The following is a 23,584-nucleotide window of genomic DNA, read 5'->3' as shown; positions in this document are numbered from 1 at the left end:
TCTTAAAAATAGGACTTCTATGCAATTATCAGATAGCATCGTTATTATCCCGACCTATAATGAACGGGAGAACATAGAAAATATTATCCGTGCCGTTTTCGGCTTAGACAAAGTATTCCATATACTGGTTATAGAAGACGGATCTCCGGACGGCACTGCAAGCATTGTGAAAACTTTGCAACAGGAATTCCCCGAACGCCTCTTTATGATCGAGCGCAAAGGGAAGTTAGGATTGGGTACTGCTTACATCGCAGGATTCAAGTGGGCGTTGGAGCACGCATACGAATATATCTTCGAAATGGATGCCGATTTCAGCCATAACCCGAATGATCTGCCCCGTTTGTACGCAGCTTGTGCAAAAGAAGGAGGAGACGTATCTGTCGGCTCCCGTTATGTAAGCGGCGTGAATGTAGTCAACTGGCCGATGGGACGGGTGCTGATGTCTTATTTTGCCTCCAAGTACGTCCGCTTCATTACCGGTATTCCGGTGCATGATACGACTGCCGGATTTGTATGCTACCGCCGTCAGGTGCTGGAAACAATCGATCTGGACCATGTTCGCTTCAAAGGATATGCTTTTCAGATCGAGATGAAGTTCACTGCTTACAAATGCGGATTCAAAATCATAGAAGTCCCCGTCATCTTCATTAACCGTGAGTTGGGAACTTCCAAGATGAACAGCAGTATCTTTGGAGAAGCCATATTCGGAGTGATCAAGTTAAAAATAAATAGTTGGTTCCATAAATTCCCGCAAAAGAAATGAAACGTATACTGATAAAAAATGCCGTAATTGTCAACGAAGGAAGAAAAGTTCCGGGATCTGTTGTTATTGAAGGTGAGAAGATTGCTGAGATCTTAGTTGACGGACAAGAGGCTGCCATGCCTTGTGACGAAACGATTGACGCATCCGGCTGTTATCTTTTGCCGGGAGCTATTGACGAGCACGTACATTTCCGCGATCCGGGGCTGACTCATAAAGCAGATATCACAACGGAAAGCCATGCCGCGGCAGCCGGAGGAGTTACCTCGATCATGGATATGCCGAACACAAATCCTCAGACCACAACTTTGGAAGCACTGAATGACAAACTGGCTTTGCTGGCGGAAAAATCATCTGTCAACTTCTCCTGTTATTTCGGAGCGACCAACAATAATTATCCGTTATTCAGTCAGCTGGACAAAAACCGGGTATGTGGGGTGAAGTTATTTATGGGTTCCAGTACGGGAAATATGCTGGTAGACCGGATGGCAAGTCTGCGCAATATCTTCGGAGGTACGGATTTACTGATTGCAGCACACTGTGAAGACCAGGGAATCATCAAAGAGAATACGGATAAATATAAAAAAGAATACGGTGACGATGTGCCTTTGGCACTTCATCCGGTCATCCGCTCGGAAGAGGCTTGTTACCGTTCTTCCGCTTTGGCGGTGCAATTGGCACGCGAGACCAATGCGCGTCTGCATATCATGCATATTTCTACAGCCAAAGAACTGAGTTTATTCTCCAAAGCACCTTTGGCAGAGAAGCGTATTACTGCCGAAGCGTGTGTGTCTCATCTAATTTTTACCGAAGAAGATTATCAGACCTTAGGAGCGCGCATCAAATGTAATCCTGCCATCAAAACGGCAGAAGACCGGAAGGCTTTGCAGGAGGCAGTCAACAGCGGTCTGATCGACGCTATAGCGACCGACCATGCTCCGCACTCCTTGAGCGAAAAAGAAGGGGGCGCATTAAAAGCCATGTCCGGCATGCCGACCATACAATTCTCTTTGGTCAGTATGCTCGAATTGGCAGACAAGGGTGCTTTCAGCATCGAAAAGGTAGTAGAGAAGATGTCTCATGCCCCTGCACAAATGTATGAGATACGCAATCGCGGATTTATCCGGAAAGGATATCAGGCGGATCTGGTTCTGGTTCGTCCCGACAGTGAGTGGACTGTTACCACAGACTGCATCCTGAGCAAATGTAAATGGAGCCCGCTGGAAGGTCATACTTTCCACTGGAAGGTCGAAAAAACATTTGCGAACGGTCATCTGTTATATAACAACGGAACCATTGACGAGAATTATCGTGGACAGGAATTAAGATTCAGATAAACAGCAACTCGTCACTTATAAACATATGATTTTATCTTATAAGATACATAACGTCGCCCCCTACATCAATTGGATTTACTTTTTCCATGCATGGGGATTCCAACCTCGTTTCGCAGCGATTGCCAACATTCACGGTTGCGATGTCTGCCGTGCTTCGTGGCTGACTACTTTTCCGGAAGAAGACCGCAACAAGGCTTCCGAAGCTATGCAACTGTTTAAGGAAGCCAACCGGATGCTGGATTTACTTGACAGGGATTATGAAGTGAGAACTATCTTCAAACTTTGCAAAGCAAACTCGGACGGAGACAATCTGGTGATTGAAAAAGAAACCGGTCAATTCCTCGTTTTCCCTTTGCTCCGCCAGCAGACGCCTAAACGGGACGGAAGTCCGTTCCTTTGTCTGAGTGACTTTATCCGTCCTCTTTCTTCCGGCATTCCGGATACAATAGGTGCCTTTGCTTCTTGCATAGATGCAGATATGGAAGGCCTGTACGAGCAAGATCCCTACAAGCATTTACTCGTCCAGACTCTTTCCGACCGTCTGGCAGAAGCTGCTACGGAAAAAATGCACGAATATGTACGCAAAGAAGCGTGGGGATACGCCAAAGATGAAAGTCTGTCAATGCCCGATCTGTTGGTCGAGAAATATCAAGGGATTCGCCCTGCCGTAGGCTACCCGTCCCTACCCGATCAATCCATCAATTTCCTGTTGGACGAACTGCTGGATATGAAACAGATAGGAATCACGCTGACCGAAAATGGTGCCATGTACCCTCATGCTTCGGTCTGCGGACTGATGTTTGCCCATCCGGCTGCCGAATACTTCTCTGTCGGAAAGATAGGAGAAGACCAGCTCGAAGACTATGCCCGCCGTCGGGGAAAAAGTACGGAGGAAATGCGAAAATTCCTGGCTGCCAATCTGCAATAACTTTCGTTTACTTGTGATTTTTCTCCTTTTCGCACGACTAACTAACCAGAAAAGTAACCCATTTAATTCATGAGAGAACGAACAACAGAGGCAACCAACCCTATTGAGCAGGAGTTCTTATCGGTCATCCGCGAATATGAACGGGTGATCTACAAGGTATGTTACTTATATACCAATCCTAACGCCCCGCTCAATGACCTCTATCAGGATGTGATACTCAACCTTTGGAAAGCCTATCCCAAGTTCAGAAGAGAATGCAAAATGTCCACATGGATTTACCGCATCGCCCTGAACACGTGTATCAGCTTTTTCCGCAAAGAAAAGAATGTACCGGAAATCGTTACCCTCACCCGCGAAGCGGACTGGATGATAGAGGAACATGACCCGATCCACGAAATGCTGAGGCAACTTTATCAAATGATCAATCAGCTGGGACAACTCGACAAATCAATTATCCTGCTTTATCTTGAAGACAAAAGCTACGAAGATATTGCGGAGATCACCGGACTGACGGTGACCAATGTGGCTACCAAACTGAGCCGTATCAAAGACAAACTAAAAAAAATGAAAAAGGAGTAATCATATATGGAACTGGAAGAACTGAAAAAATCATGGAATGCCCTGGATGAGCACTTAAAAGACAAGGAGCTGATCAAAGAGGAAGAACTTGGCAAACTGATAGGACATGCAGACAAAGGTATCCATGCCATTGCCCGGCTGAATATCAAACTAATCCTGATTTCTTTGCCGGTATTGGTCTTATTCCTGCTGGAAGTCCTGTTGCACGGCAGACTAAATCCGATCTATATCATTATCATTCTATCGTGGATTCCCGCACTCTACTGGGACATCACCACCACCCGTTTTCTACAACAGACGAAAGTGGACGAAATGCCTCTGATAGAAGTGATCAGCCGTGTCAACCGTATCCATCGGTGGATGATCCGGGAACGTCTGATTGCTACTGCTTTCCTTCTTATACTGGCGGTGCTCTCATTTATTTATTGGCAGATATGGCAATATGGAATAGCCATCATTCTGTTTTTTATCCTGCTTTGGGGAGCTGGCCTGGGGCTGATCTTGTGGATTTATCGCAAGAAATTCCTGAACCGTATTCAGGAAATCAAAAAGAACCTGGACGAACTTAAAATCATAGACAGTTGACCAGAGTCAGCTGCTTCGCCTATTTCAACTAAAAATTTAATATCCGTGCTGTTATGTTGCAACGCCTATTTATATTTTTACTTATTTTCCTTATTCTACCGGACATTTATCTATATCTCAGATTTATCGTTCATCTGACGGCAAAACGCTGGCTGAGAATCCTCTACTGGTTGCCTGCTTTCCTGCTATCCGCAGGATTACTTTATCTGGTTTACTTCTCCAATAACGCCTTTGCCGAACGCCATACACAGGCTATTGGATGGTTTTCCATCTTTTTCTTCCTGTTTACGGCTCCTAAATTATTGCTGTCTCTCTGCACGATTATCGGGATACCTTTCCACCAATGGCTACGGTGCCCCCGAATTCCCTTTATCTGTACCGGACTGACATTAGCCGTGATTTCTATCGTAATGGTCATCTACGGGTCTTTTATCGGACGCACGCAGTTTGACGTCAAAGAGGTAACTTATTCCTCGCCCAAGCTTCCATCGGCTTTCGATGGATACCGTATTGTTCAGCTGTCGGATATTCACATCGGAAGTTGGCAGGGAAATGCTTCCGCTATTCAGAAGTTAGTAAAACTGGTGAATGAGCAACAGGCCGATCTTATCGTCTTTACCGGTGATCTGGTTAATCATCGTGCAGTCGAACTGAATGATTTTCAAGATATACTGGCCGGACTGAAAGCCAAAGATGGAGTCTACTCCATTTTAGGGAATCATGATTACGGTCCTTATTTCCGCTGGAAAAGCAAAGATGAGCAAGATGATAATCTGAACGATCTTCTGCAAAGACAAGCCGCTATGGGCTGGAAGTTATTGAATAATTCTCATACGATTCTGATTCAGGGCAGCGACAGTATCGCCCTTATTGGAGTTGAAAACGAAGGAGAACCTCCTTTCTCCCAATATGCTGATCTCCCCGAAGCGATGCGGGGAACCGAAGGAATGTTCCAGATACTATTAAGCCATAACCCTACCCACTGGAGACGGGAAGTACTTCCACAAACAGACATCGATTTAATGCTGGCAGGGCATACCCACGCCATGCAGTTAAAATTCGGTAATCATTCTCCTTCCTCTTACATCTATCCCGAATGGAGCGGGATGTATCTGGAAGGAACACGTGGTTTGTACGTAAATGAAGGCATCGGCTATGTCGGACTTCCTTTCCGCTTCGGTGCATGGCCGGAAATAACGGTGCTTACCCTACGACAGTAAGCACGCTTTTTCCATTGATCTTCTTATGTACCTGCACCTGAACTGAAATACGTTCACTCATTTCCTGTACATGGGAAATGACTCCGATTTTCCGTCCCTGCATCTGTAGCTGCTCCAAAGCTTCCATGGCTGTTCTCAGACTATCAGCATCCAACGAGCCGAATCCTTCGTCGATAAACAGGGATTCTACTTTCAGATTATTGCTCGAAAGCGAAGATAAGCCCAATGCAAGTGCCAGTGAAATCAGGAAAGATTCACCTCCCGAAAGCGAATATACCGTACGTATCTCATCACACATATCGCAATCAATCACCTGAAGCGCCAGTGTATCGGGGACTTGCTGTAATTTATATCGCTTGGAAAGATAAGCCAGATGTTTGTTGGCATGGAGCAATAACAGATTTAAAGTATAACTTTGGGCTATGACTTTAAATTTAGCACCGTCGGCACTACCAATCAATTTATTCAATTTAGCCCAACGTACGGCAACTGCCTGCTTTTCGGCAAGCTCTTTGGTTATCTGCTCAAAGATTGTTTTATTCTTTGCCTGCTGCAACAGATGTGCCTCCGCAGTCGACAGCGCACGTTCCGTATTAAGATTATCTTCCTGTTGTTTCGCTATAGTCTGAGGAAGCTGATCCGGAAGTTCGATACCTTTCTGTTGCTCCCGAAGTTCTTCAATGACAACGGACAATTGTTTCATTTCTCCCTGCAGGCCGGAAAGATGATTTTGTACTCCCTCCACTTGTTTACGAGCCTTTTCCAACGCCTCATTCAATTCTTTTTCTCTTCGGGCAACAGCAGCTTCAGCTTCGTCCGCACTCTTCCCTTTTAATAACAAAGAACGTTCCTGTCGGAGTGCATCCAACGCTTTAGCAATCACTTCGAATCTTTGTTGCTCATCAACAGCTGCTTTTTGTAAAATAGCCGACTGTTCTTTAGCGGCTGATACCTTTTGCGCAGCCAAACGACACTGCGAGACATTCTCACGCAGAGCATCACAGTGTATCCGCAATTTCTTTATTTTCTCATCGTTCTGCTGCCATTCCGCATACAGATGCTGATAAGCTGAAATACGTTCTGCCAACTCATTTAACCGATTCTGTATCTGTTCTTCCTCTCCAGCCGGCAATCCTTCTTGTTGCAAAACGACCAACTGTTCTTTTATCTGTACCTCAGTTGCCCTTTGATGGGTTAAATCTCGTTGCAGGGCAATGCTGCGATTATTTATCTGCTGATAAGCAGACACTGCGGTATTATATTCCTGTTCCATATTCCGGTAAAGAGTATCCACTACCTCTTGTTCCCGATGATAAGGATGTGTCGTACTTCCACAAACCGGACAAGCCTCCCCTTCCTGCAACTGCTGACGCAATGCTTTCACATCCTTTCCTACCGCCATACGGGCATTTTCATAAAGCCGCTGCAAGGCTTTAACTACAGTATCCTGCTCTGCCAACTGCTGTGTACAAACAGTCACTTCCTTTTCCAGTTTCTCTATATCCTGCTTCGACTTCGATTGTTCTTCAGTCAATTTCTTTATATTCTGCAAGCGCGTCAGTTCTTTTTGAATCTTACCCTGCTCATCTACCAAAGAAGGATAACCGAAAGAATTTAACCGGCCAAGGCGTTCTTCATTCACCTTTGTCCATGTTTCCAGTGTATCCTTTTCCTCATTAAGGATGACCTCAATCTGTTCCAACTGCAGTGACTCCACATCCGTACGATTCAACAGACGACTCAAAGAATGATAGAAGATCCGTAACTGCTCTACCGCAGATGCAGATTTCTTATCCTGATCCGCCACCTGCTGACGGGCAGCCTGCAAAATTTGTTGAGACTGTATATACCCCGCCTGCTGCGACTGTATTTGTACATCCAGCTGACGTGCCTTTTTCAAATCCGGCTGTATCGCTTCCCACTGCGCTTTAAAATGAATCAGTCCTTCTTCCTGAACAACCAAAGCATCCTGTAGATTCTTTTGTTTATTCAGTTCCTCCTGCTCTTCCTGCTGCTTTTTCACCCAAAGAGCTTCCTGCATTTTCAATGAACGGACCACATTCAATTGCGCATTCAGTTCTGCCAGCAATTTAATCCCTGCCGCACGTTTCTCAACTAACTGTTCTTTCTCATTCTGCAAGGTTAAAAGTTCTTCCTCCGGCAACAACTCAATCACACTCATCTTACTTTGAATCATCGTCACCTCTTCTTGTGCAGCCTTATTCCGGGCAAAAATCTCCTGAGAGATGCGGGAATAAACACCTGTTCCCGTCAATTTCTCCAGTAGTTCCGCTTTCGCTGCCCCTCTGGATTTCAAAAAAGTTGCAAAGTCGTTTTGTGCCAGCAATACGGTACGGGTAAATTGCTCATACGTCAAACCGACCAACTCTACCAACTGTGCCAGCAATTCTTTCTTCGTTCCCTGAAATTCTTTTTCCGTATCCAAGTCTTTCACCTCCAATACTTGGGGCTGCAAAGAACCACTCGCCTTATTCCTTGTCCGTCTGACCGACCACCGGGAACGATATCGATGTCCGTCCACTCCTTGAAAATCGACCTCCGCATATCCGTCACTCGTCCCCCGACGAAGCAGATTTCTCACATCTGACTGATTGATCTGGTTATCTCCCACATCTGCCAGATTGATACTCTCCACCGAAGCCGCAAAACGGGGAGCCTTGTCATATAATGCCAGACACAGAGCATCCAACAAAGTCGACTTTCCCGCTCCTGTAGCACCGGAAATTGCAAATATACCAGCCGAAGATAACGGTTCCACCGTAAAATCTATTTCAACACTGCCTTCTATCGAAGTCAGATTCTTCAATCTTATTGCTATAATTTTCATTCTCCCTCCTCCTCTTCTTTACGAGTTGCGGAAATATATGCTTCCTGGAATAAATCAGTCAGGTCGGCAGGCATTTCCGCCTGATAAACCTTTTCGAATGCAGATTGCGCAATCTGCAACGGAGACATTTCCTGCAATCCCTTTTTCCAGCCATCAACCTCCTTTTCCACTCTTTCTTCCTGACGATAAGCAGAAACGATACGTGCCAGACGATATTTCTTACCAGCCAATGCCTCTTCTATTTCCTGACGAAGCATAGGTTCCGGTTCTTCAAGCAAAACCTTGACTTCCAGATAAGGAGCTTCTCCATCCACCTCCGGTAAATCTCTTAATATTTCTATTATTTTTTCCGGTGAAGCAGCCTCTCCACCCGGCACACTGATAAGAGGTCTGGATTGTGGACACTCTATCCTTCTGATATCAACCGCACAGCCTTCATCTAAAGTCACCATCACCACTCCATGATGATAATGCTTCTCGGCAAAAGACATAGGAATCGGACTTCCGGCATATCTTACATTCTCCCTGCCGGATACCCGCTGTGCTTTATGGATATGTCCTAAAGCCGTATACGCTATCTTTTCCGAAAAAGTATCGGGTGATACACATTCCAAACCACCAATCACTGTCCGTTCGCTATAATCCTTCTCGGCAATCTCTGATCCGGTAGCCTGTAAATGACCGACAGCGAGAATAGCCTGATTCGTTTTCCGGCGTGCCCACAACCTTTGTAAAAGTCGCGCGTAAAGTTCGCGAACTCCTTCCATATATGGGTTCCCTTCTGTCTCCACTACCGGATAATCTCCCTGCCGCAAAAAAGGAACAGCCATACAAAGTACTTCTACTTCCCCTTCGCAATTCTTCAATTCTATTGTCAAATGATCATAGTCAATCTCTCCGCCCTCCAATTTGTGCACTACCCCTCTGACTTCCGTCCGCAGCGCCTGCAGCAAAGGCAGAGGAGCTTCCAAACGCGCCGCAGAGTCATGATTACCGGCAACAATCACAATTTGAAGTTTCGGATTCTCCGCAGTCACCCGATAAATAAACTCATAATATATGCGCTGAGACGCAGCAGAAGGATTGGAAACATCAAACACGTCTCCAGCTATAACTAATGCATCAATCTCGTTCTGTCGGATTTCTTCGGCCAGCCAATCAAGAAAAGCCTTATGTTCTCCCGTGCGGTCGTAACCAAAAAATGTCTGTCCTAAATGCCAATCGGCAGTATGTAGTATACGTATCATATCATTATCTGTCTATAACAGATGACAAAAATAGCATAATCGCAAAGATTATGTTGTATCCTACTGCTTTTTTTACCAATAATCATGTATCTTTGCATATATATAAAAATAAATTCCCCATGAAGATACTATATTATATTTATCAAATTTGTATTGCTTTACCTATCCTATTGGTATTGACTATTCTTACAGCGATTGTCACCATTGTAGGCTCTTTACTAGGAGGAGCTCATTTCTGGGGATACTATCCGGGCAAAATATGGTCACAACTCATCTGTCTTTTTCTGTTGATTCCTGTAAAGATTCACGGTCGTGAAAAATTACACGGGAAGACCTCTTATATCTTTGTGCCGAATCATCAGGGGTCCTTCGATATTTTTCTTATTTATGGATTCATCGGAAGAAATTTCAAGTGGATGATGAAGAAAAGTCTGCGTAAGATACCATTTGTAGGAAAAGCATGTGAAAGTGCAGGACACATTTTTGTAGACCGGTCCGGTCCCAAAAAAGTACTGGAAACCATTCGGCAAGCAAAAGATTCACTGAAAGACGGGGTATCCTTAGTCGTTTTTCCCGAAGGAGCACGTACTTTCACCGGACACATGGGATATTTTAAAAAAGGGGCGTTTCAATTGGCAGATGACTTGCAGCTGGCAGTTGTTCCCGTCACAATCGACGGTTCTTTTGAAATCCTGCCACGTACAGGCAAATGGATACATCGCCATCGCATGATTCTGACCATTCATGACCCTATTCCTCCTAAAGGAAAAGGTATGGAAAACATAAAAGCTACTATGGCAGAGGCTTATGCTGCTGTTGAGAGTGCACTTCCTGAAAAGCATAAAGGAATGGTCACAAACCAAGACCAGGATCGATAAAAAACGAAATGCGGGGATACTCACGCACCCCCGCATACCTAACCAGTCTTTATGCATTAATCTATTAAATCAAAAAGTCTATATATTATGTAGAAATCTTATTGTCTGGTTAGACATCATTTGCAATTCCTGGAATGTCAAAGCAAATCCTCTCCTTATTTCTTCTTCTAATCGTTCTAAAGAGAAGTACTCTGCTTTTATTCCATTGATTTTGCCTCTAAAATAATTATTGTATTGTTCATGCAATGTATCTGGAGTAACTAAACCTCCAAAACCATATTCCCCCACTACAATAACCGGTTTTCGTTGTAATACCCCTTCATAGGCCATACCCCTTGCGCCAATGATAAGCCCAGCCTCATTTACAGCTTCACTTATCTCCTCGTCAGAAAAGATATATCTCACCTGATACTCTTGTATTGTATCTAATAGAATACTTACTCTCAATTTTGCACGGGGACAATCAATCCCCACTGCAATAGAAGAATTATATTCTATAGATTGCTGTTTGTCACCTTCCCAAGTGCCAATAGCAACTGTATGATGACTATTCATTATATAAAAGTTAAGGTCTAGTCCTTATTTATTCTATTACTAGTTCTCCGTATACGTATCCGCCTCCGGCTACTTTAAATTCTAGTTTATAAACGCCCGGAGCCCATCCTTCTATAGAGAAAGAAGTTGTTTGTCCAGGAGCCGTTACCTGACAGACTTCCTGTACTTGTCCATCTACTAGTATTTTCACTTCGCCCAAAGGAGCTGTAAAAATGATTTCTACAATATTATCATCTGTAGAAACAGACGCATTAATAGGTATTACAGGAATAGAACGACTTGTCGTAGTCGGAACTTCTCCTTTTAACACAAGAGGCAGTTTTCTCTCTACCCGTTCTGTACTCTCAATAGCGATCATATTCCCTGCAATAAATAATGCAGCTAGAAAAGATAAAATAAAACGTACTTTCATAATTATATTGCTTTTTTGTTTCGCCAAAAGTACGGTATGTATTCGAAAAAACAAAAAAATCGACCCGGACAAATTACAAGAGGTTAATAAAAAGCAACACCCTAATAATCAACACATTACCAATTATCAATTTAACATTTACCCGGACAATCCATTTTTTATTTCTCAAAATTCCTTCAAAAAAAGATCCAAATCATCTTGCGGAGAAATGCCTAATCGACCTTTAAGCCTGCCTTTTGCCCTCGTTACAGAATCAGAAGTAGTATGAAAGATACAACTTAGCTCTTCGTGACTCAAACCAAATTTAAGAAAACAGCAAATCTCAAGATCATGCTTAGTAAGAGTTGGAGCTCTTTCCAATAAACGACTAACATAATTCCAATAAATCAAATCAAACAGACTAAATAACTTCTGACGCTCTTCATTAGAAAGTTTTCCTCTTAAGGTCCCTTCTTTTATTGCCAATAGAAGCCGAAATGCATGTATAAATGAGCCTGAAGATATGCCAACATTTAATTCACCCCCCAGTTCTTTCAGATGTTCCGACAAAGTTTTATTCTGCATGGTTAAAAGAACAATCTTTCCATTGAGTTCTCCTACTTTAGTACGATTTTCTTCTAACATCAGATTTTCCTTTAACACCTGATCTTTTGATATTTGAATATCCTCTATTTCCTGTTGGTATCGTTCTATTTCTTCTTCATTCTCTTGAATCTGTAATTCAATCTCGGCTATTTTCTTTTTGTTATTCCGATTTTTATAATAATAATAACACATACATGCAACAACAAATAAAAAAGCAATCGTACCCCACAGAATAAAGTTCGTATATCGTACTTTCATTTGCAAATTATCATTCCGTAGTTTTTCATTCTCATATTTTTTCTGTAAACTTGCTATTAACTCTCGTGAGTTAAGCTCCTCCATAGCATTAGTTATGGAATCTGCTAATTCATGATAAACTATTGCCTCTTCAAAATTATCAATGTCTTTTTCCAAGAAATATAAACAATCGTATGCACTAATCTGCGTATATGCTTTAGAAGAGTTCGCACTCATTATTAAATATTTTCTAGCATTTTCTGTCTGCCCCATTTGCATATATAAATATCCTAAAGACAAACATTCCATATATTTCTTTTCTTCATCTGTTTCTTTTTCATAAGCAGCTAAGAAATAACGTTCTGCTTCTGATAAATTTTGCATAGAGCGATACAATATACCTAATTCATGCAATATTGTAATTTCAGATAAATAATTCTTCTGTACTGCTATTTCTAATGCGTTATTATAATATAAGGAACAGCTATCCCATTCAGACTTAAACAAATAAACTCTAGCAATATTCAGACTAGCACTAATAACCGAAAGAGAATCCTTTAACTGCTTATATGTAGTAAGTGCTTCCCTAAAATTCGTCAAAGCATCATCGTACAAGTCCTGTTTTCGATTTATCATACCAACCTCTTCTGCTATCAATGCCAACATTTTATGATCCTTAGTTCTCTCATAAACATCTTTTGCCGCAAGAAAAGATTTCAAGGCTTCTTCCTCCTTATCCAATTCAAGCATAACTCTTCCATGATAAAATAGAGCCTTTGCATACATTATTGGGGAGGTCTGAGTTATTGTATAGTAATTCAGAGCTAATGCAATCAACGAATCCGAACTAAACTTCATATAGTTCTTATCCATTGCCTGCGTCATCAGAAGAGCATAAGTCGCTTGTGACTCACCCCACAATTTTTCAGGATCATGAATACCTTTTAATAGGTTTAGAGCACTATCCGGACATAGATCCATACACTTTTCCACTTTTGAAAAAGTCATGTTGAGAGCGTCCGTATCTCTATGACAGGAAACTGCCAAAAAAGAAAGAATAAAGAAAAAAGCAATACGAATAGAAAAGGACATTTTCATCTTATCTTGAGTTTTATGCAAAAATACGCAAAAAACTCAAGATTTATTTCTTCGAACCTACATTTTGTTGCATCCGTTGATGCTCTTCTATCAATTGCATGTTCTCTTTGGCCTTCGTCAAGAACTCTCGCACCATCTTATTACTCTTAAAAGAATAGGGAGCATCCTTTATTATATCATCTATTTGTGGAGTCATAATAGGATATGGCAAAGAGCTGCAAAGCATTATAAATACATTAGGTCCTAATACATTTTCATAATTATCCGAGATGAAAGTCTTGACATACTGATTCATCGCTTTCATCAGTGAATCTCCTTCTGCAAGCAACTGTTCATGAACTTCTTCCAAATCAGCACCATCCATCACCATACGGGTTTCTTTTCTTTCCAGTTCACCGATGCTTTCTTCCATTGCATTCTTCTTTGCAATAAAGTCATACAATGCTGTGTTCAAAGGAGTTCCAACCGCTTTAAGGTCGGTATTGCTAATGGTAATAACGATCTTGCCACTTTCCAACACAACCGGCATGACACTTTCGTCATCCATATAAAGTGTTGTCATTTGTACAGAATCGATTTTCCCTTTCATTGAAAATGATCCATGCACTACTTCAGCCGAGTCCAGTTTTGTCCATTCTCCATCCCTCAAAGTCTTCAGATATAACATTTTTCCATCCAGACCATTTACTGAAGATGTTCCTTCTATCTTATACTTATGAGTACACGAAGCTAGAAAGGGAAGCAAAAGCACAAAAGGCAAAATCTTATTCACGTTCATTGTTTCATTAAATTCTGGGTACAAAGGTACAACTGATTCGGACTTAAAAGAAACATTTTATCAATATTTAAAACTTGTAAGACTCTTTTCTTTAATAATCCTTATAAACAGAGGTGAGAGATCATTTTTTTCATTTAGTTTATCTAAATTTGCAGTCATGAAAGCAACAACTTATGCACCTTTTGCCAAACCGCTTTATGTCATGGTAAAGCCCGTGGGAGCCGTATGCAACCTCGCATGCGAATACTGCTATTATTTGGAAAAGGCAAATCTATACAAAGAAAACCCAAAACATGTAATGAGCGATGAGCTACTGGAAAAGTTTATCGACGAGTATATCAACTCTCAAACCATGCCTCAAGTGCTTTTTACCTGGCACGGTGGAGAAACGCTGATGCGTCCGCTTTCTTTTTATAAAAAGGCGATGGAGCTGCAAAAGAAATACGCCCGCGGACGTACGATTGACAATTGTATCCAGACGAATGGAACCTTGCTTACAGACGAATGGTGCGAGTTCTTCCGTGAAAACAACTGGCTGGTAGGGGTTTCCATTGATGGCCCGCAAGAGTTTCATGACGAATACCGCAAGAACAAAATGGGCAAACCTTCTTTCGTCAAAGTAATGCAAGGGATCAATCTCCTGAAAAAACATGGAGTAGAATGGAACGCTATGGCTGTTGTGAACGATTTCAATGCCGAATATCCATTAGACTTTTATAATTTCTTCAAAGAAATAGATTGCCATTATATTCAGTTCGCTCCGATTGTTGAACGCATTGTTTCACATCAGGACGGTCGTCATCTTGCCTCTCTGGCAGAAGGTAAAGAAGGGGCATTGGCTGATTTTTCCGTAAGTCCGGAACAATGGGGTAACTTTCTCTGTACAATTTTTGATGAATGGGTAAAAGAAGATGTGGGCAAATTCTTCATACAGATATTCGATTCCACATTGGCTAACTGGATGGGCGAGCAACCGGGCGTATGTACAATGGCGAAGCATTGCGGACATGCCGGCGTTATGGAATTCAACGGAGACGTATACTCTTGTGACCACTTCGTATTCCCGGAATATAAATTGGGAAATATCTATAGCCAGACTTTGGTGGAAATGATGCATAGTGAACGACAGCATAACTTCGGGACAATGAAATACCAATCACTCCCAACCCAATGCAAGGAGTGCGACTTTCTATTTGCCTGCAACGGAGAATGTCCAAAGAACCGCTTCAGTCGGACAGCGGACGGCGAACCCGGCCTAAACTATCTGTGCAAAGGATATTACCAATACTTTCAGCATGTAGCTCCCTATATGGATTTCATGAAAAAAGAATTAATGAATCAACAGGCTCCTGCCAATATCATGAAAGCACTAAAAGACGGAAGTTTAAAAATAGAATATTAACATCATAATTTATAATTGTTATCATAAAGTAATGAACAGACTAAGACTTTATTTATTAGCGCTGACAGCGCTGCTGGTATGTACCGTAAAAGCGGACGAAGGTATGTGGTTATTGCAACTAATGCAACAGCAACATTCCATAGATATGATGAAGAAGCAAGGATTAAAACTGGAAGCCCAGGATTTATATAATCCCAATGGTGTCTCTTTGAAAGATGCAGTCGGTATATTCGGAGGAGGATGTACAGGAGAAATCATTTCACCGGAAGGCTTGATCCTGACTAACCATCACTGCGGTTATTCTTCTATCCAGCAACACAGTAGTGTAGAACACGATTATCTGACAGATGGCTTTTGGGCTACATCCAGAGACAAGGAACTGCCTACTCCGGGACTAAAGTTCACCTTCATCGAACGTATCGAAGATATAACAGATATTGTGAATGCTAAAATCGCCGCCAAAGAGATTACAGAATCCCAGTCATTCACCGGTGCTTTCCTTGAAGGACTGGCTAAAGAACTCTATGAAAAAAGTGACCTGAAAGATAAGAAAGGAATTGTACCGCAAGCCCTTCCTTTCTACGCAGGAAACAAATTCTACCTGTTCTACAAGAAAATATATCCGGATGTACGTATGGTTGCCGCTCCTCCTTCTTCAGTAGGTAAATTCGGTGGCGAAACAGACAACTGGATGTGGCCCCGTCATACCGGTGACTTCTCCATGTTCCGTATCTATGCAGATGCCAACGGAGAGCCGGCTGAATACAGTGCAAGCAATACTCCGCTGAAAACGAAGAAACATCTGTCAATCTCCATCAAAGGTTTAAAAGAAGGAGACTATGCAATGATCATGGGATTCCCCGGAAGAACCAGCCGTTATCTGACTGTGTCAGAAGTAAAAGAACGCATGGAATCAACCAATGAACCGCGTATCCGCATTCGTGGTGCACGCCTGGCTGTTTTGAAAGAAGTGATGAACGCCAGCGATAAAATCCGTATTCAGTATGCAAACAAATATGCAGGCTCCAGTAACTACTGGAAAAACTCGATCGGAATGAACAAAGCGATCATTGACAATGACGTATTGGGCACTAAAGCAGAACAGGAAGCTAAATTTGCAGAATTTGCAAAGGCACAAAACAATACCGAATATGCCAATGTTGTGAAAAAGATCGATGATCTGGTAGCACAAACAGCTCCTCTCAATTATCAACTGACTTGCCTGACTGAAGTTTTCTTCGGAGCTATCGAATTTGGTAACTCAATGTTAACTAAAACACGGGAAGCTTTGGTTGATAAAAACGACTCTCTGATCAAAGTTCGTCTGGAAGGTCTGAAAGAAAACTTCAAAAGCATCCATAACAAAGACTATGATCATGAAGTAGACCGCAAAGTAGCTAAAGTACTGCTTCCTCTCTATGCAGAAATGATTCCGGCAAACCAACGCCCTGCTATCTATAAAGTGATCGAACAGAAATATAAAGGAGACTACAATAAGTTCGTAGACGACATGTACGACAAGTCTATTTTTGCTAATCAGGCTAACTTTGATAAATTCCTCAAAAAGCCGACAGTAAAAGCTATTGATGAGGATCTGGCTTTGCAATATGCTCAATCCAAATACGATCAATACGGCAATCTCCTTGATCAGCTAAAAGAGCTGGACAAAGAACTTGCTCTGCTCCACAAAACTTACATCCGCGGTTTAGGTGAAATGAAATTACCTGTTCCTTCATATCCGGACGCAAACTTCACCATTCGTCTGACCTATGGTAACGTAAAACCATATGATCCGAAAGATGGCGTGCACTATAACTATTACACAACAACAAAAGGTATTCTTGAAAAAGAAAATCCGGAAGATCGCGAATTTGTGGTACCGGCCAAGTTGAAAGAACTTATAGAAAAGAAAGACTACGGTCGTTATGCATTACCTAACGGTGATATGCCTGTCTGCTTCCTGTCAACCAATGACATTACCGGTGGTAACTCCGGCAGTCCGGTATTGAACGAAAACGGAGAATTGATCGGCTGTGCATTCGATGGCAACTGGGAATCTCTGAGTGGTGATATTAACTTTGATAACAACCTGCAACGTTGTATCAATCTTGATATCCGCTATGTCTTGTTTATCCTTGAGAAATTAGGTAACTGCGGCCATCTGATTAATGAAATGACTATCGTAGAATAAATGAGAAAACAAATTATATTTGCTATTTTTTCACTGGCAACTCTTAGCATCCACGCCGATGAAGGTATGTGGATGCTAACTGACCTGAAAGCACAAAATGCAGTTGCCATGCGGGAACTCGGTCTGGAGATTCCTGTTGAAGAGGTATATAATGCCAATGGCATCTCTCTGAAAGATGCTGTTGTACACTTCGGCGGCGGATGTACCGGAGAAGTCATTTCTTCTGAAGGACTGGTACTTACCAACCATCATTGTGGTTACGGAGCTATCCAACAACATAGTAATGTAGAGCATGATTACCTGACAGAAGGATTTTGGGCCATGAACCGTGATGCAGAACTTCCCACACCGGGATTGACCGTCACTTTTATCGACCGTATCCTTGATGTAACCAGTTACGTAAACGATCAGTTGAAAAAAGATGAAGATCCGAATGGTACTAATTATTTGTCGCCAAGTTACCTGAGCAAAGTGGCAGAACGCTTCGCTAAAGATGAAAATATAGAAGTCACCCCTGCAACCAAACTTGAACTTAAAGCTTTTTACGGAGGAAATAAATATTATATGTTTGTAAAGACCGTATACAGCGATATTCGCATGGTAGGTGCTCCCCCCTCTTCTATCGGTAAATTCGGAGCCGACACAGACAACTGGATGTGGCCCCGCCATACCGGAGATTTTTCCCTCTTCCGCATCTATGCTGATAAAAACGGCAAACCTGCCGCATATTCTAGAGACAATGTTCCTTTGCAGGTCAAAAAACATTTGAAAATCAGCATTGCCGGAGTACAGGAAGGTGACTTCACCTTTGTTATGGGATTCCCGGGACGTAACTGGCGATATATGATTTCCGACGAAGTGGAAGAGCGTATGCAGACTACCAACTTTATGCGTCAACATGTACGCAGTGCCCGTCAGAAAGTTCTGATGGAGCAGATGCTGAAAGATCCTGCCGTACGAATCCATTATGCAAGTAAGTATGCATCTTCAGCCAATTACTGGAAAAATGCAATTGGTATGAACGAAGGATTAGTACGTCTCAAAGTACTGGATACCAAACGTAAGCAACAAGAAGAACTCTTGGCCCGTGGCCGCGAAAAAGGTGATGATTCTTATCAGAAGGCATTTGATGAAATACGTTCTATCGTTGCTCATCGACGGGATGCGCTCTATCACCAACAAGCCCTTAACGAAGCACTTGTCACAGCACTTGACTTTATGCGCCTCCCTTCTACGACTGAAATGGTCACTGCCCTTAAGTCAAAAGACAAAGAACAAATAAAAACAGCTACCGAAAACCTGAAACAAGCCGGTGAAAAATACTTTGCCTCTGTTCCCTTCCCGGAAGTAGAGCGAATGGTTGCCAAAACCATGCTGCAAACTTATGCCAATTACATTCCGGAGGAACAACGAATCAATATTTTCGAGATCATAAACTCACGTTTCAAAGGAAATATAGATTCATTTGTAGATGCTTGTTTTGAATATTCGATTTTTGGTAATCCCAAGAACTTTGAAAAGTTTATCAAAAAGCCAAGCTTATATAAGATAGGTCATGACTGGATGGTGCTTTTCAAATACTCCATCACAGATGGAATATTGAAAACTGCCATTGCCATGAAAGAGGCCAATCAGAACTACGACACTGCTCATAAGGTATGGGTAAAAGGAATGATGGACATGAGACAGGAAAAAGGAATACCTATCTATCCGGACGCCAATTCAACCTTACGACTGACTTACGGACAGGTACTTTCTTACGAACCTGCCGACGGAGTAGTTTATGACGCTCATACTACACTCAAAGGAGTTATGGAGAAAGAAGATCCAGGAAACTGGGAATTTGTAGTTCCGCAGAAGTTGAAGGAACTATATAAAGCCAGAGACTATGGACGCTATGGTAAAGACGGTGAAATGCCTGTCTGCTTTATTGTTAATACTGATAATACAGGAGGAAACTCCGGCAGTCCGGTATTCAATAGCAAAGGACAACTAGTGGGCACAGCTTTCGACCGCAACTATGAAGGTCTGACCGGAGACATCGCTTTCCGCCCCTCCTCACAACGTGCCGCCTGTGTAGATATCCGCTATACCTTATTTATTATCGATAAATATGCAGGAGCCTCCCATATTATTGATGAACTGAGTATTGAATAAATGGATAATGAAAAATGGATAATGTAAAATCTCTATGCAGAATGGCATCATCAATTCTCCATTATCCATTTTCCATTATCCATTAAATAAACTCTTCTACCATATACATCTCATCTATCATTTCATTCATTGTTTCCTGCAAATTCAGCACAGCTTCTTCAGGAGACTCTCCGTAAGCATTACATTGCATATTCACAGTCAACCAGGCATAATATCCGCCATCTGACGCCCGCTCAAGTACATAATCTGTTTTATTCAGTTTCATATCGGTAAATAATTAGTAAATGTTGGTATTGAAGTAATTGCTGATTGTGATGCAGCCAGTTTTTCCAGTTCCAGAATAATACGTCGTTCACCGCTGCGTACCCAACGAACGAAAATACGATTAGGAGAATACGTTCCGGCAAAACGGAGTAAAGGCTTCAAATCAAAAGAATCACTGATAATCCCGGCTCCTGCCCTCATTGCATCATGAGCATTACAATCCTGCTCAATATGTGCCGGAACCATCAATACAGGTTTTCCCAGATACATTGCTTCACAGATAGATTCGAACCCGGCAGTGGTAGCGTAAGCGCGACAACCGGCCATCCCATTAAGAAACTTCACATCATCTATCTGATAGAAACTTAGTGTTTCGTCAATCCGGGTCACCTCCTCTGCATCTGCTTTGTCCCAGAAAAACCTCAAAGGAACTTCCGGATATATCGTATGAAATTCCTCCACACTATCTGCAAAACCGGAATTTACCATATATCCATGAATATAATTTCCTTCTTCCGGTTGAATAGCAGTTACTTCCTGCCGAATTAAAGGAGGAACTACCACCACTTGTTGTCCCCTGTCCGGTTCCATATCATTGAAAGATAAAGCAAGTTTCTTCGAAGATCTAACAGCTGTCATCTTGGTGAAGAAACGCAGCATCCGCAATTCAAAAGAGTTTTTATCCGGAAATTCAAAATTCTGATGTAAAAACAAGTATTGGTGTCCGACGCAGACATATGGAACGGAGGGACGAAAGAGTGCGTAGGTAAGTCCCGTCAGAAGCTCGTAGAAGTTGATCACTACTTCCGCCCCCGTCTCCTTAATCCGCTGATTAATATAGCACATACTGCGAAAATATTCCGGAATACGCAGTAAATTGTAAGTAAAGCTTTTCTTTAGATTCGCCCGTTTATTATCTGCCGCAGGCAAGAAATTAGGGCTGATAAAACGTTTGACCGGTGCCTGTATATTCCGGTTGAAAAACCCGGGCAAGATACGTGATGAACTCTCACCGACTAATACTTCCACTACTTCATGTCCATTACGCAACAACATTTCTTCAAGGGTAATAGCTTGTGTCAAGTGTCCCCTACCCTCACCTTGTACAATAAATAAAAATTTCATGAGGCTATCATTATTAGTTTATTTCTTATTTATTTGTTTTTCGTTATGCAAAGTTCCCTTTTCCAGATTACAATAAGATGACTCTACAATTACTATTTTATGAACAAAAACAGCTTTTTCCCGTTATATTAGTAAAATAGAAATTATATTTGCAGTCTTCAAAGACTGATATTTAAATTTAAGAAAGGAAAGATTATGGAAAAGTTTGAAGATTTAATACAGTCACCGGTACCCGTTTTAGTTGATTTCTTTGCAGAATGGTGTGGACCATGCAAAGCGATGAAACCGGTTTTAGAAGAATTGAAAACAATGGTAGGAGATAAAGCCCGTATTGTGAAGATAGATGTTGACCAACATGAAGATTTGGCTACTAAATATCGCATACAGGCAGTGCCGACTTTTATTTTATTCAAAAATGGAGAAGCCGTATGGAGACATTCCGGAGTTATCCACAGTAGTGAATTAAAAGGAATCATCGAACCAAATTACGCATAAAAAGAAAACAGCGAATGAAAAAAGTATTAACAATGGTAGCCTTTGTCATGCTAAGCGTTATCGTATACGCCTTCAATGACAAACCGGATACCAATCAAGGTAAAAAAGAGGTAACAGGTAACGGTGAAGTCGTCGTAATGAACAAAGAAATGTTTCTGAAAGACGTCTTCGATTATGAGAAATCAAAAGAGTGGAAATACAAAGGTGACAAACCCGCCATCATTGACTTATATGCAGACTGGTGCGGGCCTTGTCGCCAGACAGCTCCAATCATGAAAGAATTGGCAAAGGAATATGCAGGGAAAATAACAATCTACAAAGTCAATGTAGACAAGCAGAAAGAACTTGCTGCCTTGTTCAACGCAACAAGCATTCCATTGTTCGTATTTATTCCTATGAAAGGAGACCCGCAGCTTTTCCGTGGAGCGGCTGATAAAGCAACTTACAAGAAAGCTATCGATGAATTTCTGCTGAAATAAAGAGCCCCAATTATAGTGACACTATCCGGTCAGGATAATGACATTATAATATAAAAATGGTGACACTATCCGATGTGGATAGTGTCACCATTTTTATATGCAGAATAAAGATCATTTAAAGTATCCCACGGGATGATTCATCATAGGAATCTGACAGTCTTTCAGTTTCAGGACTTTCTTCAACTGAGCGGCATCCATCGAGGCACGTGGCACTGTAGCCAGTTTAGCCGCAGAACAGAAAACAGAAATATTCTGAGAAACAATACCGGCATCCATGGCTCCCATTAATTGATTCTGTGTTTTCTGAGCATCACCAAAACGGGAAATATCACTGATTAACACCAAAGATACCGGAGCCGTTTTTACAAAAGCCTGACCACCCGCTACCGCTCCACGGTAATCTCCCTCAGCAATCAGATTTAACTGATGATTCTTTGCGTCATACAAGTAACTTCCTTCCGGCAATATCACATATACGTCTACATCCTGCTTATTCAAAGCGGAAGGAGCCGTTCGTTTTCCAGCATCCGAACGATTGATTCCGTTGGCCGCCCATAATAAGTCCGACAAATCAGCAAGAGTTAACGCTTTCGAAGCATACTCGCGCGTAGACTGACGTTCAGACAATGCCTTCATCACCGTACCAGTACGATTTAAATTAGGTTTTGGTAACTTAACAACCTTATCAGCAGCAAAAGCAGCCGCTGAAAGCATTAAACAAATGAACAATAGTTGTACCTTTCTCATAATTGTGGTATTTATAAAGTTGATAGGCAAATATAAACAAAAAAGGTCTGCATTCACTATAGAACACAGACCTTTTAAAAGTTATTTATAAGGCTTTATTATTTCTTATCTCCGAAATAACGGTTGTAAAGTCCTTCAAAACCTTTACCATGACGAGCTTCGTCCTTGCACATTTCGTGTACAGTATCGTGAATAGCGTCCAAATTCAAAGCTTTAGCACGGGTAGCGATACGTTTTTTGTCTTCGCATGCACCTTGTTCAGCATCTTTACGCTTTTGCAGGTTAGTTTTTGTATCCCAAACACAGTCACCCAGCAATTCTGCAAATTTAGAAGCATGTTCAGCCTCTTCCCAAGCATAGCGTTTGAAAGCTTCAGCTACTTCAGGATAACCTTCACGGTCAGCCTGACGGCTCATAGCCAAATACATACCTACTTCAGTACATTCACCCATAAAGTGATTATTCAGATCCTTGATCATTTCTTCGTCACAACCTTTTGCAACACCGATAACGTGTTCGTCAGCAAAAGACAATGCACCACCTTCTACTTCAACAACTTCTACGAATTTGCTGGCAGGAGCTTTACACAAAGGACATTTCTCAGGAGCTGCGTCACCTTCATAAACGTAACCGCATACAGTACATCTAAATTTTTTCATTTTCTTCTCAATTTTAAA

The 23,584-nt window shown here is 41.9% G+C and carries 22 protein-coding genes; 12 read left to right on the top strand and 10 right to left on the bottom strand.

What is annotated here, in order from left to right:
- The first annotated feature begins 19 nt into the window (after window positions 1-19).
- The 6 genes from ACHLI0_RS22800 (at window position 20) to ACHLI0_RS22775 (ending at window position 5,409) form a co-directional block, all read left to right on the top strand.
- Window positions 20-763, top strand: coding sequence for a polyprenol monophosphomannose synthase (locus tag ACHLI0_RS22800; protein ID WP_008760550.1), 744 nt, complete (start codon window positions 20-22; stop codon window positions 761-763).
- Complete coding sequence (locus ACHLI0_RS22795; RefSeq protein ID WP_016267945.1) at window positions 760-2,097, top strand: dihydroorotase; 1,338 nt, start codon at window positions 760-762, stop codon at window positions 2,095-2,097. Before ACHLI0_RS22800 ends, ACHLI0_RS22795 begins: the two co-directional genes overlap by 4 nt.
- Before the next feature lie 25 nt (window positions 2,098-2,122).
- Window positions 2,123-3,025: a vitamin B12 dependent-methionine synthase activation domain-containing protein gene (locus ACHLI0_RS22790; RefSeq protein ID WP_008760548.1), complete on the top strand. Its 903-nt coding sequence runs from the start codon at window positions 2,123-2,125 to the stop codon at window positions 3,023-3,025.
- Between the two features lie 69 nt (window positions 3,026-3,094).
- Complete coding sequence (locus ACHLI0_RS22785) at window positions 3,095-3,604, top strand: RNA polymerase sigma factor (protein WP_008760547.1); 510 nt, start codon at window positions 3,095-3,097, stop codon at window positions 3,602-3,604.
- A gap of 6 nt (window positions 3,605-3,610) precedes the next feature.
- Window positions 3,611-4,189 (top strand): membrane protein, encoded by a 579-nt coding sequence (locus ACHLI0_RS22780; protein WP_008760546.1) that lies wholly within the window; start codon window positions 3,611-3,613, stop codon window positions 4,187-4,189.
- 53 nt (window positions 4,190-4,242) lie between these two features.
- Window positions 4,243-5,409 (top strand): metallophosphoesterase, encoded by a 1,167-nt coding sequence (locus ACHLI0_RS22775; RefSeq protein WP_490750099.1) that lies wholly within the window; start codon window positions 4,243-4,245, stop codon window positions 5,407-5,409.
- Here the strand turns inward: ACHLI0_RS22775 and ACHLI0_RS22770 are convergent.
- The gene (locus ACHLI0_RS22770; RefSeq protein WP_490750098.1) at window positions 5,393-8,257 is read right to left on the bottom strand and encodes an AAA family ATPase; all 2,865 of its coding nucleotides are present in this window, start codon (window positions 8,255-8,257) and stop codon (window positions 5,393-5,395) included. The genes ACHLI0_RS22775 and ACHLI0_RS22770 overlap by 17 nt on opposite strands.
- Entirely contained in the window at window positions 8,254-9,504 is a 1,251-nt protein-coding gene (locus ACHLI0_RS22765) for an exonuclease SbcCD subunit D (RefSeq protein ID WP_490750097.1), read from the bottom strand. Before ACHLI0_RS22765 ends, ACHLI0_RS22770 begins: the two co-directional genes overlap by 4 nt.
- 119 nt (window positions 9,505-9,623) lie before the next feature.
- On the opposite strand from ACHLI0_RS22765, the gene ACHLI0_RS22760 reads away from it, so the two are divergent.
- Complete coding sequence (locus tag ACHLI0_RS22760) at window positions 9,624-10,382, top strand: lysophospholipid acyltransferase family protein (protein ID WP_490750096.1); 759 nt, start codon at window positions 9,624-9,626, stop codon at window positions 10,380-10,382.
- A gap of 78 nt (window positions 10,383-10,460) precedes the next feature.
- On the opposite strand, the gene ACHLI0_RS22755 is transcribed toward ACHLI0_RS22760, so the two are convergent.
- From ACHLI0_RS22755 to ACHLI0_RS22740, 4 genes are all read right to left on the bottom strand, one after another.
- Entirely contained in the window at window positions 10,461-10,937 is a 477-nt protein-coding gene (locus ACHLI0_RS22755; RefSeq protein ID WP_055217347.1) for a polysaccharide deacetylase, read from the bottom strand.
- A gap of 28 nt (window positions 10,938-10,965) precedes the next feature.
- A complete protein-coding gene (locus ACHLI0_RS22750; RefSeq protein ID WP_258972667.1) occupies window positions 10,966-11,349 on the bottom strand; it encodes a DUF3244 domain-containing protein in 384 nt (127 codons plus the stop codon).
- A gap of 165 nt (window positions 11,350-11,514) precedes the next feature.
- The gene (locus tag ACHLI0_RS22745; RefSeq protein ID WP_225709942.1) at window positions 11,515-13,269 is read right to left on the bottom strand and encodes a tetratricopeptide repeat protein; all 1,755 of its coding nucleotides are present in this window, start codon (window positions 13,267-13,269) and stop codon (window positions 11,515-11,517) included.
- A gap of 43 nt (window positions 13,270-13,312) precedes the next feature.
- On the bottom strand, window positions 13,313-14,047 hold the full coding sequence (locus tag ACHLI0_RS22740; protein WP_008766210.1) for a DUF4369 domain-containing protein: 735 nt from the start codon (window positions 14,045-14,047) through the stop codon (window positions 13,313-13,315).
- A gap of 157 nt (window positions 14,048-14,204) precedes the next feature.
- On the opposite strand from ACHLI0_RS22740, the gene ACHLI0_RS22735 reads away from it, so the two are divergent.
- From ACHLI0_RS22735 to ACHLI0_RS22725, 3 genes are read left to right on the top strand one after another with little or no spacing between them, the layout of a single operon-like run.
- Window positions 14,205-15,449 (top strand): anaerobic sulfatase-maturation protein, encoded by a 1,245-nt coding sequence (locus tag ACHLI0_RS22735; RefSeq protein ID WP_008766211.1) that lies wholly within the window; start codon window positions 14,205-14,207, stop codon window positions 15,447-15,449.
- 31 nt (window positions 15,450-15,480) lie between these two features.
- Window positions 15,481-17,640 (top strand): S46 family peptidase, encoded by a 2,160-nt coding sequence (locus ACHLI0_RS22730; protein ID WP_165938005.1) that lies wholly within the window; start codon window positions 15,481-15,483, stop codon window positions 17,638-17,640.
- Window positions 17,641-19,797 carry a S46 family peptidase gene (locus tag ACHLI0_RS22725; RefSeq protein ID WP_225709940.1) on the top strand — a complete coding sequence of 719 codons (2,157 nt, stop codon included), beginning with the start codon at window positions 17,641-17,643 and terminating at the stop codon, window positions 19,795-19,797. It begins immediately after the preceding gene.
- A gap of 82 nt (window positions 19,798-19,879) precedes the next feature.
- Here the strand turns inward: ACHLI0_RS22725 and ACHLI0_RS22720 are convergent, their stop codons facing one another.
- Window positions 19,880-20,062 (bottom strand): type II toxin-antitoxin system HicB family antitoxin, encoded by a 183-nt coding sequence (locus ACHLI0_RS22720; protein ID WP_008760535.1) that lies wholly within the window; start codon window positions 20,060-20,062, stop codon window positions 19,880-19,882.
- A complete protein-coding gene (locus ACHLI0_RS22715) occupies window positions 20,059-21,186 on the bottom strand; it encodes a glycosyltransferase family protein (RefSeq protein WP_225720595.1) in 1,128 nt (375 codons plus the stop codon). The genes ACHLI0_RS22720 and ACHLI0_RS22715 overlap by 4 nt, the downstream gene beginning before the upstream one ends.
- A gap of 195 nt (window positions 21,187-21,381) precedes the next feature.
- Here ACHLI0_RS22715 and trxA point away from each other — a divergent pair, with 195 nt between their 5' ends.
- Both trxA and ACHLI0_RS22705 read left to right on the top strand, forming a co-directional pair.
- Entirely contained in the window at window positions 21,382-21,681 is a 300-nt protein-coding gene (trxA, locus tag ACHLI0_RS22710) for a thioredoxin (RefSeq protein WP_490750095.1), read from the top strand.
- 14 nt (window positions 21,682-21,695) lie between these two features.
- A complete protein-coding gene (locus ACHLI0_RS22705; RefSeq protein ID WP_490750094.1) occupies window positions 21,696-22,160 on the top strand; it encodes a thioredoxin domain-containing protein in 465 nt (154 codons plus the stop codon).
- Window positions 22,161-22,271: 111 nt separating this feature from the next.
- Here ACHLI0_RS22705 and ACHLI0_RS22700 read toward each other — a convergent pair whose 3' ends face one another.
- The gene (locus ACHLI0_RS22700; protein WP_490750093.1) at window positions 22,272-22,907 is read right to left on the bottom strand and encodes a SagB/ThcOx family dehydrogenase; all 636 of its coding nucleotides are present in this window, start codon (window positions 22,905-22,907) and stop codon (window positions 22,272-22,274) included.
- A 98-nt stretch (window positions 22,908-23,005) separates the two neighbouring features.
- Window positions 23,006-23,566 (bottom strand): NADH peroxidase, encoded by a 561-nt coding sequence (locus tag ACHLI0_RS22695; protein ID WP_008760531.1) that lies wholly within the window; start codon window positions 23,564-23,566, stop codon window positions 23,006-23,008.
- Window positions 23,567-23,584: the final 18 nt, after the last annotated feature.

The organism is Bacteroides sp. RCH18 (assembly GCF_058231005.1).
The sequence above is the reverse complement of the archived record's forward strand: the minus strand, read 5'-3'. Positions and strand labels throughout refer to the sequence as shown.

Bases quoted from the DNA above. Each gene is read 5' to 3' on its own strand.
- ACHLI0_RS22740 (WP_008766210.1), bottom strand. From the start codon at position 14,047: ATGAACGTGAATAAGATTTTGCCTTTTGTGCTTTTGCTTCCCTTTCTA.
- ACHLI0_RS22705 (WP_490750094.1), top strand. From the start codon at position 21,696: ATGAAAAAAGTATTAACAATGGTAGCCTTTGTCATGCTAAGCGTTATC.
- ACHLI0_RS22760 (WP_490750096.1), top strand. From the start codon at position 9,624: ATGAAGATACTATATTATATTTATCAAATTTGTATTGCTTTACCTATC.
- ACHLI0_RS22700 (WP_490750093.1), bottom strand. From the start codon at position 22,907: ATGAGAAAGGTACAACTATTGTTCATTTGTTTAATGCTTTCAGCGGCT.
- ACHLI0_RS22790 (WP_008760548.1), top strand. From the start codon at position 2,123: ATGATTTTATCTTATAAGATACATAACGTCGCCCCCTACATCAATTGG.
- ACHLI0_RS22785 (WP_008760547.1), top strand. From the start codon at position 3,095: ATGAGAGAACGAACAACAGAGGCAACCAACCCTATTGAGCAGGAGTTC.
- ACHLI0_RS22795 (WP_016267945.1), top strand. From the start codon at position 760: ATGAAACGTATACTGATAAAAAATGCCGTAATTGTCAACGAAGGAAGA.
- ACHLI0_RS22730 (WP_165938005.1), top strand. From the start codon at position 15,481: ATGAACAGACTAAGACTTTATTTATTAGCGCTGACAGCGCTGCTGGTA.
- ACHLI0_RS22720 (WP_008760535.1), bottom strand. From the start codon at position 20,062: ATGAAACTGAATAAAACAGATTATGTACTTGAGCGGGCGTCAGATGGC.
- ACHLI0_RS22735 (WP_008766211.1), top strand. From the start codon at position 14,205: ATGAAAGCAACAACTTATGCACCTTTTGCCAAACCGCTTTATGTCATG.
- ACHLI0_RS22715 (WP_225720595.1), bottom strand. From the start codon at position 21,186: ATGAAATTTTTATTTATTGTACAAGGTGAGGGTAGGGGACACTTGACA.
- ACHLI0_RS22755 (WP_055217347.1), bottom strand. From the start codon at position 10,937: ATGAATAGTCATCATACAGTTGCTATTGGCACTTGGGAAGGTGACAAA.
- ACHLI0_RS22780 (WP_008760546.1), top strand. From the start codon at position 3,611: ATGGAACTGGAAGAACTGAAAAAATCATGGAATGCCCTGGATGAGCAC.
- ACHLI0_RS22695 (WP_008760531.1), bottom strand. From the start codon at position 23,566: ATGAAAAAATTTAGATGTACTGTATGCGGTTACGTTTATGAAGGTGAC.
- ACHLI0_RS22765 (WP_490750097.1), bottom strand. From the start codon at position 9,504: ATGATACGTATACTACATACTGCCGATTGGCATTTAGGACAGACATTT.
- trxA (WP_490750095.1), top strand. From the start codon at position 21,382: ATGGAAAAGTTTGAAGATTTAATACAGTCACCGGTACCCGTTTTAGTT.
- ACHLI0_RS22770 (WP_490750098.1), bottom strand. From the start codon at position 8,257: ATGAAAATTATAGCAATAAGATTGAAGAATCTGACTTCGATAGAAGGC.
- ACHLI0_RS22745 (WP_225709942.1), bottom strand. From the start codon at position 13,269: ATGAAAATGTCCTTTTCTATTCGTATTGCTTTTTTCTTTATTCTTTCT.
- ACHLI0_RS22800 (WP_008760550.1), top strand. From the start codon at position 20: ATGCAATTATCAGATAGCATCGTTATTATCCCGACCTATAATGAACGG.
- ACHLI0_RS22775 (WP_490750099.1), top strand. From the start codon at position 4,243: ATGTTGCAACGCCTATTTATATTTTTACTTATTTTCCTTATTCTACCG.
- ACHLI0_RS22725 (WP_225709940.1), top strand. From the start codon at position 17,641: ATGAGAAAACAAATTATATTTGCTATTTTTTCACTGGCAACTCTTAGC.
- ACHLI0_RS22750 (WP_258972667.1), bottom strand. From the start codon at position 11,349: ATGAAAGTACGTTTTATTTTATCTTTTCTAGCTGCATTATTTATTGCA.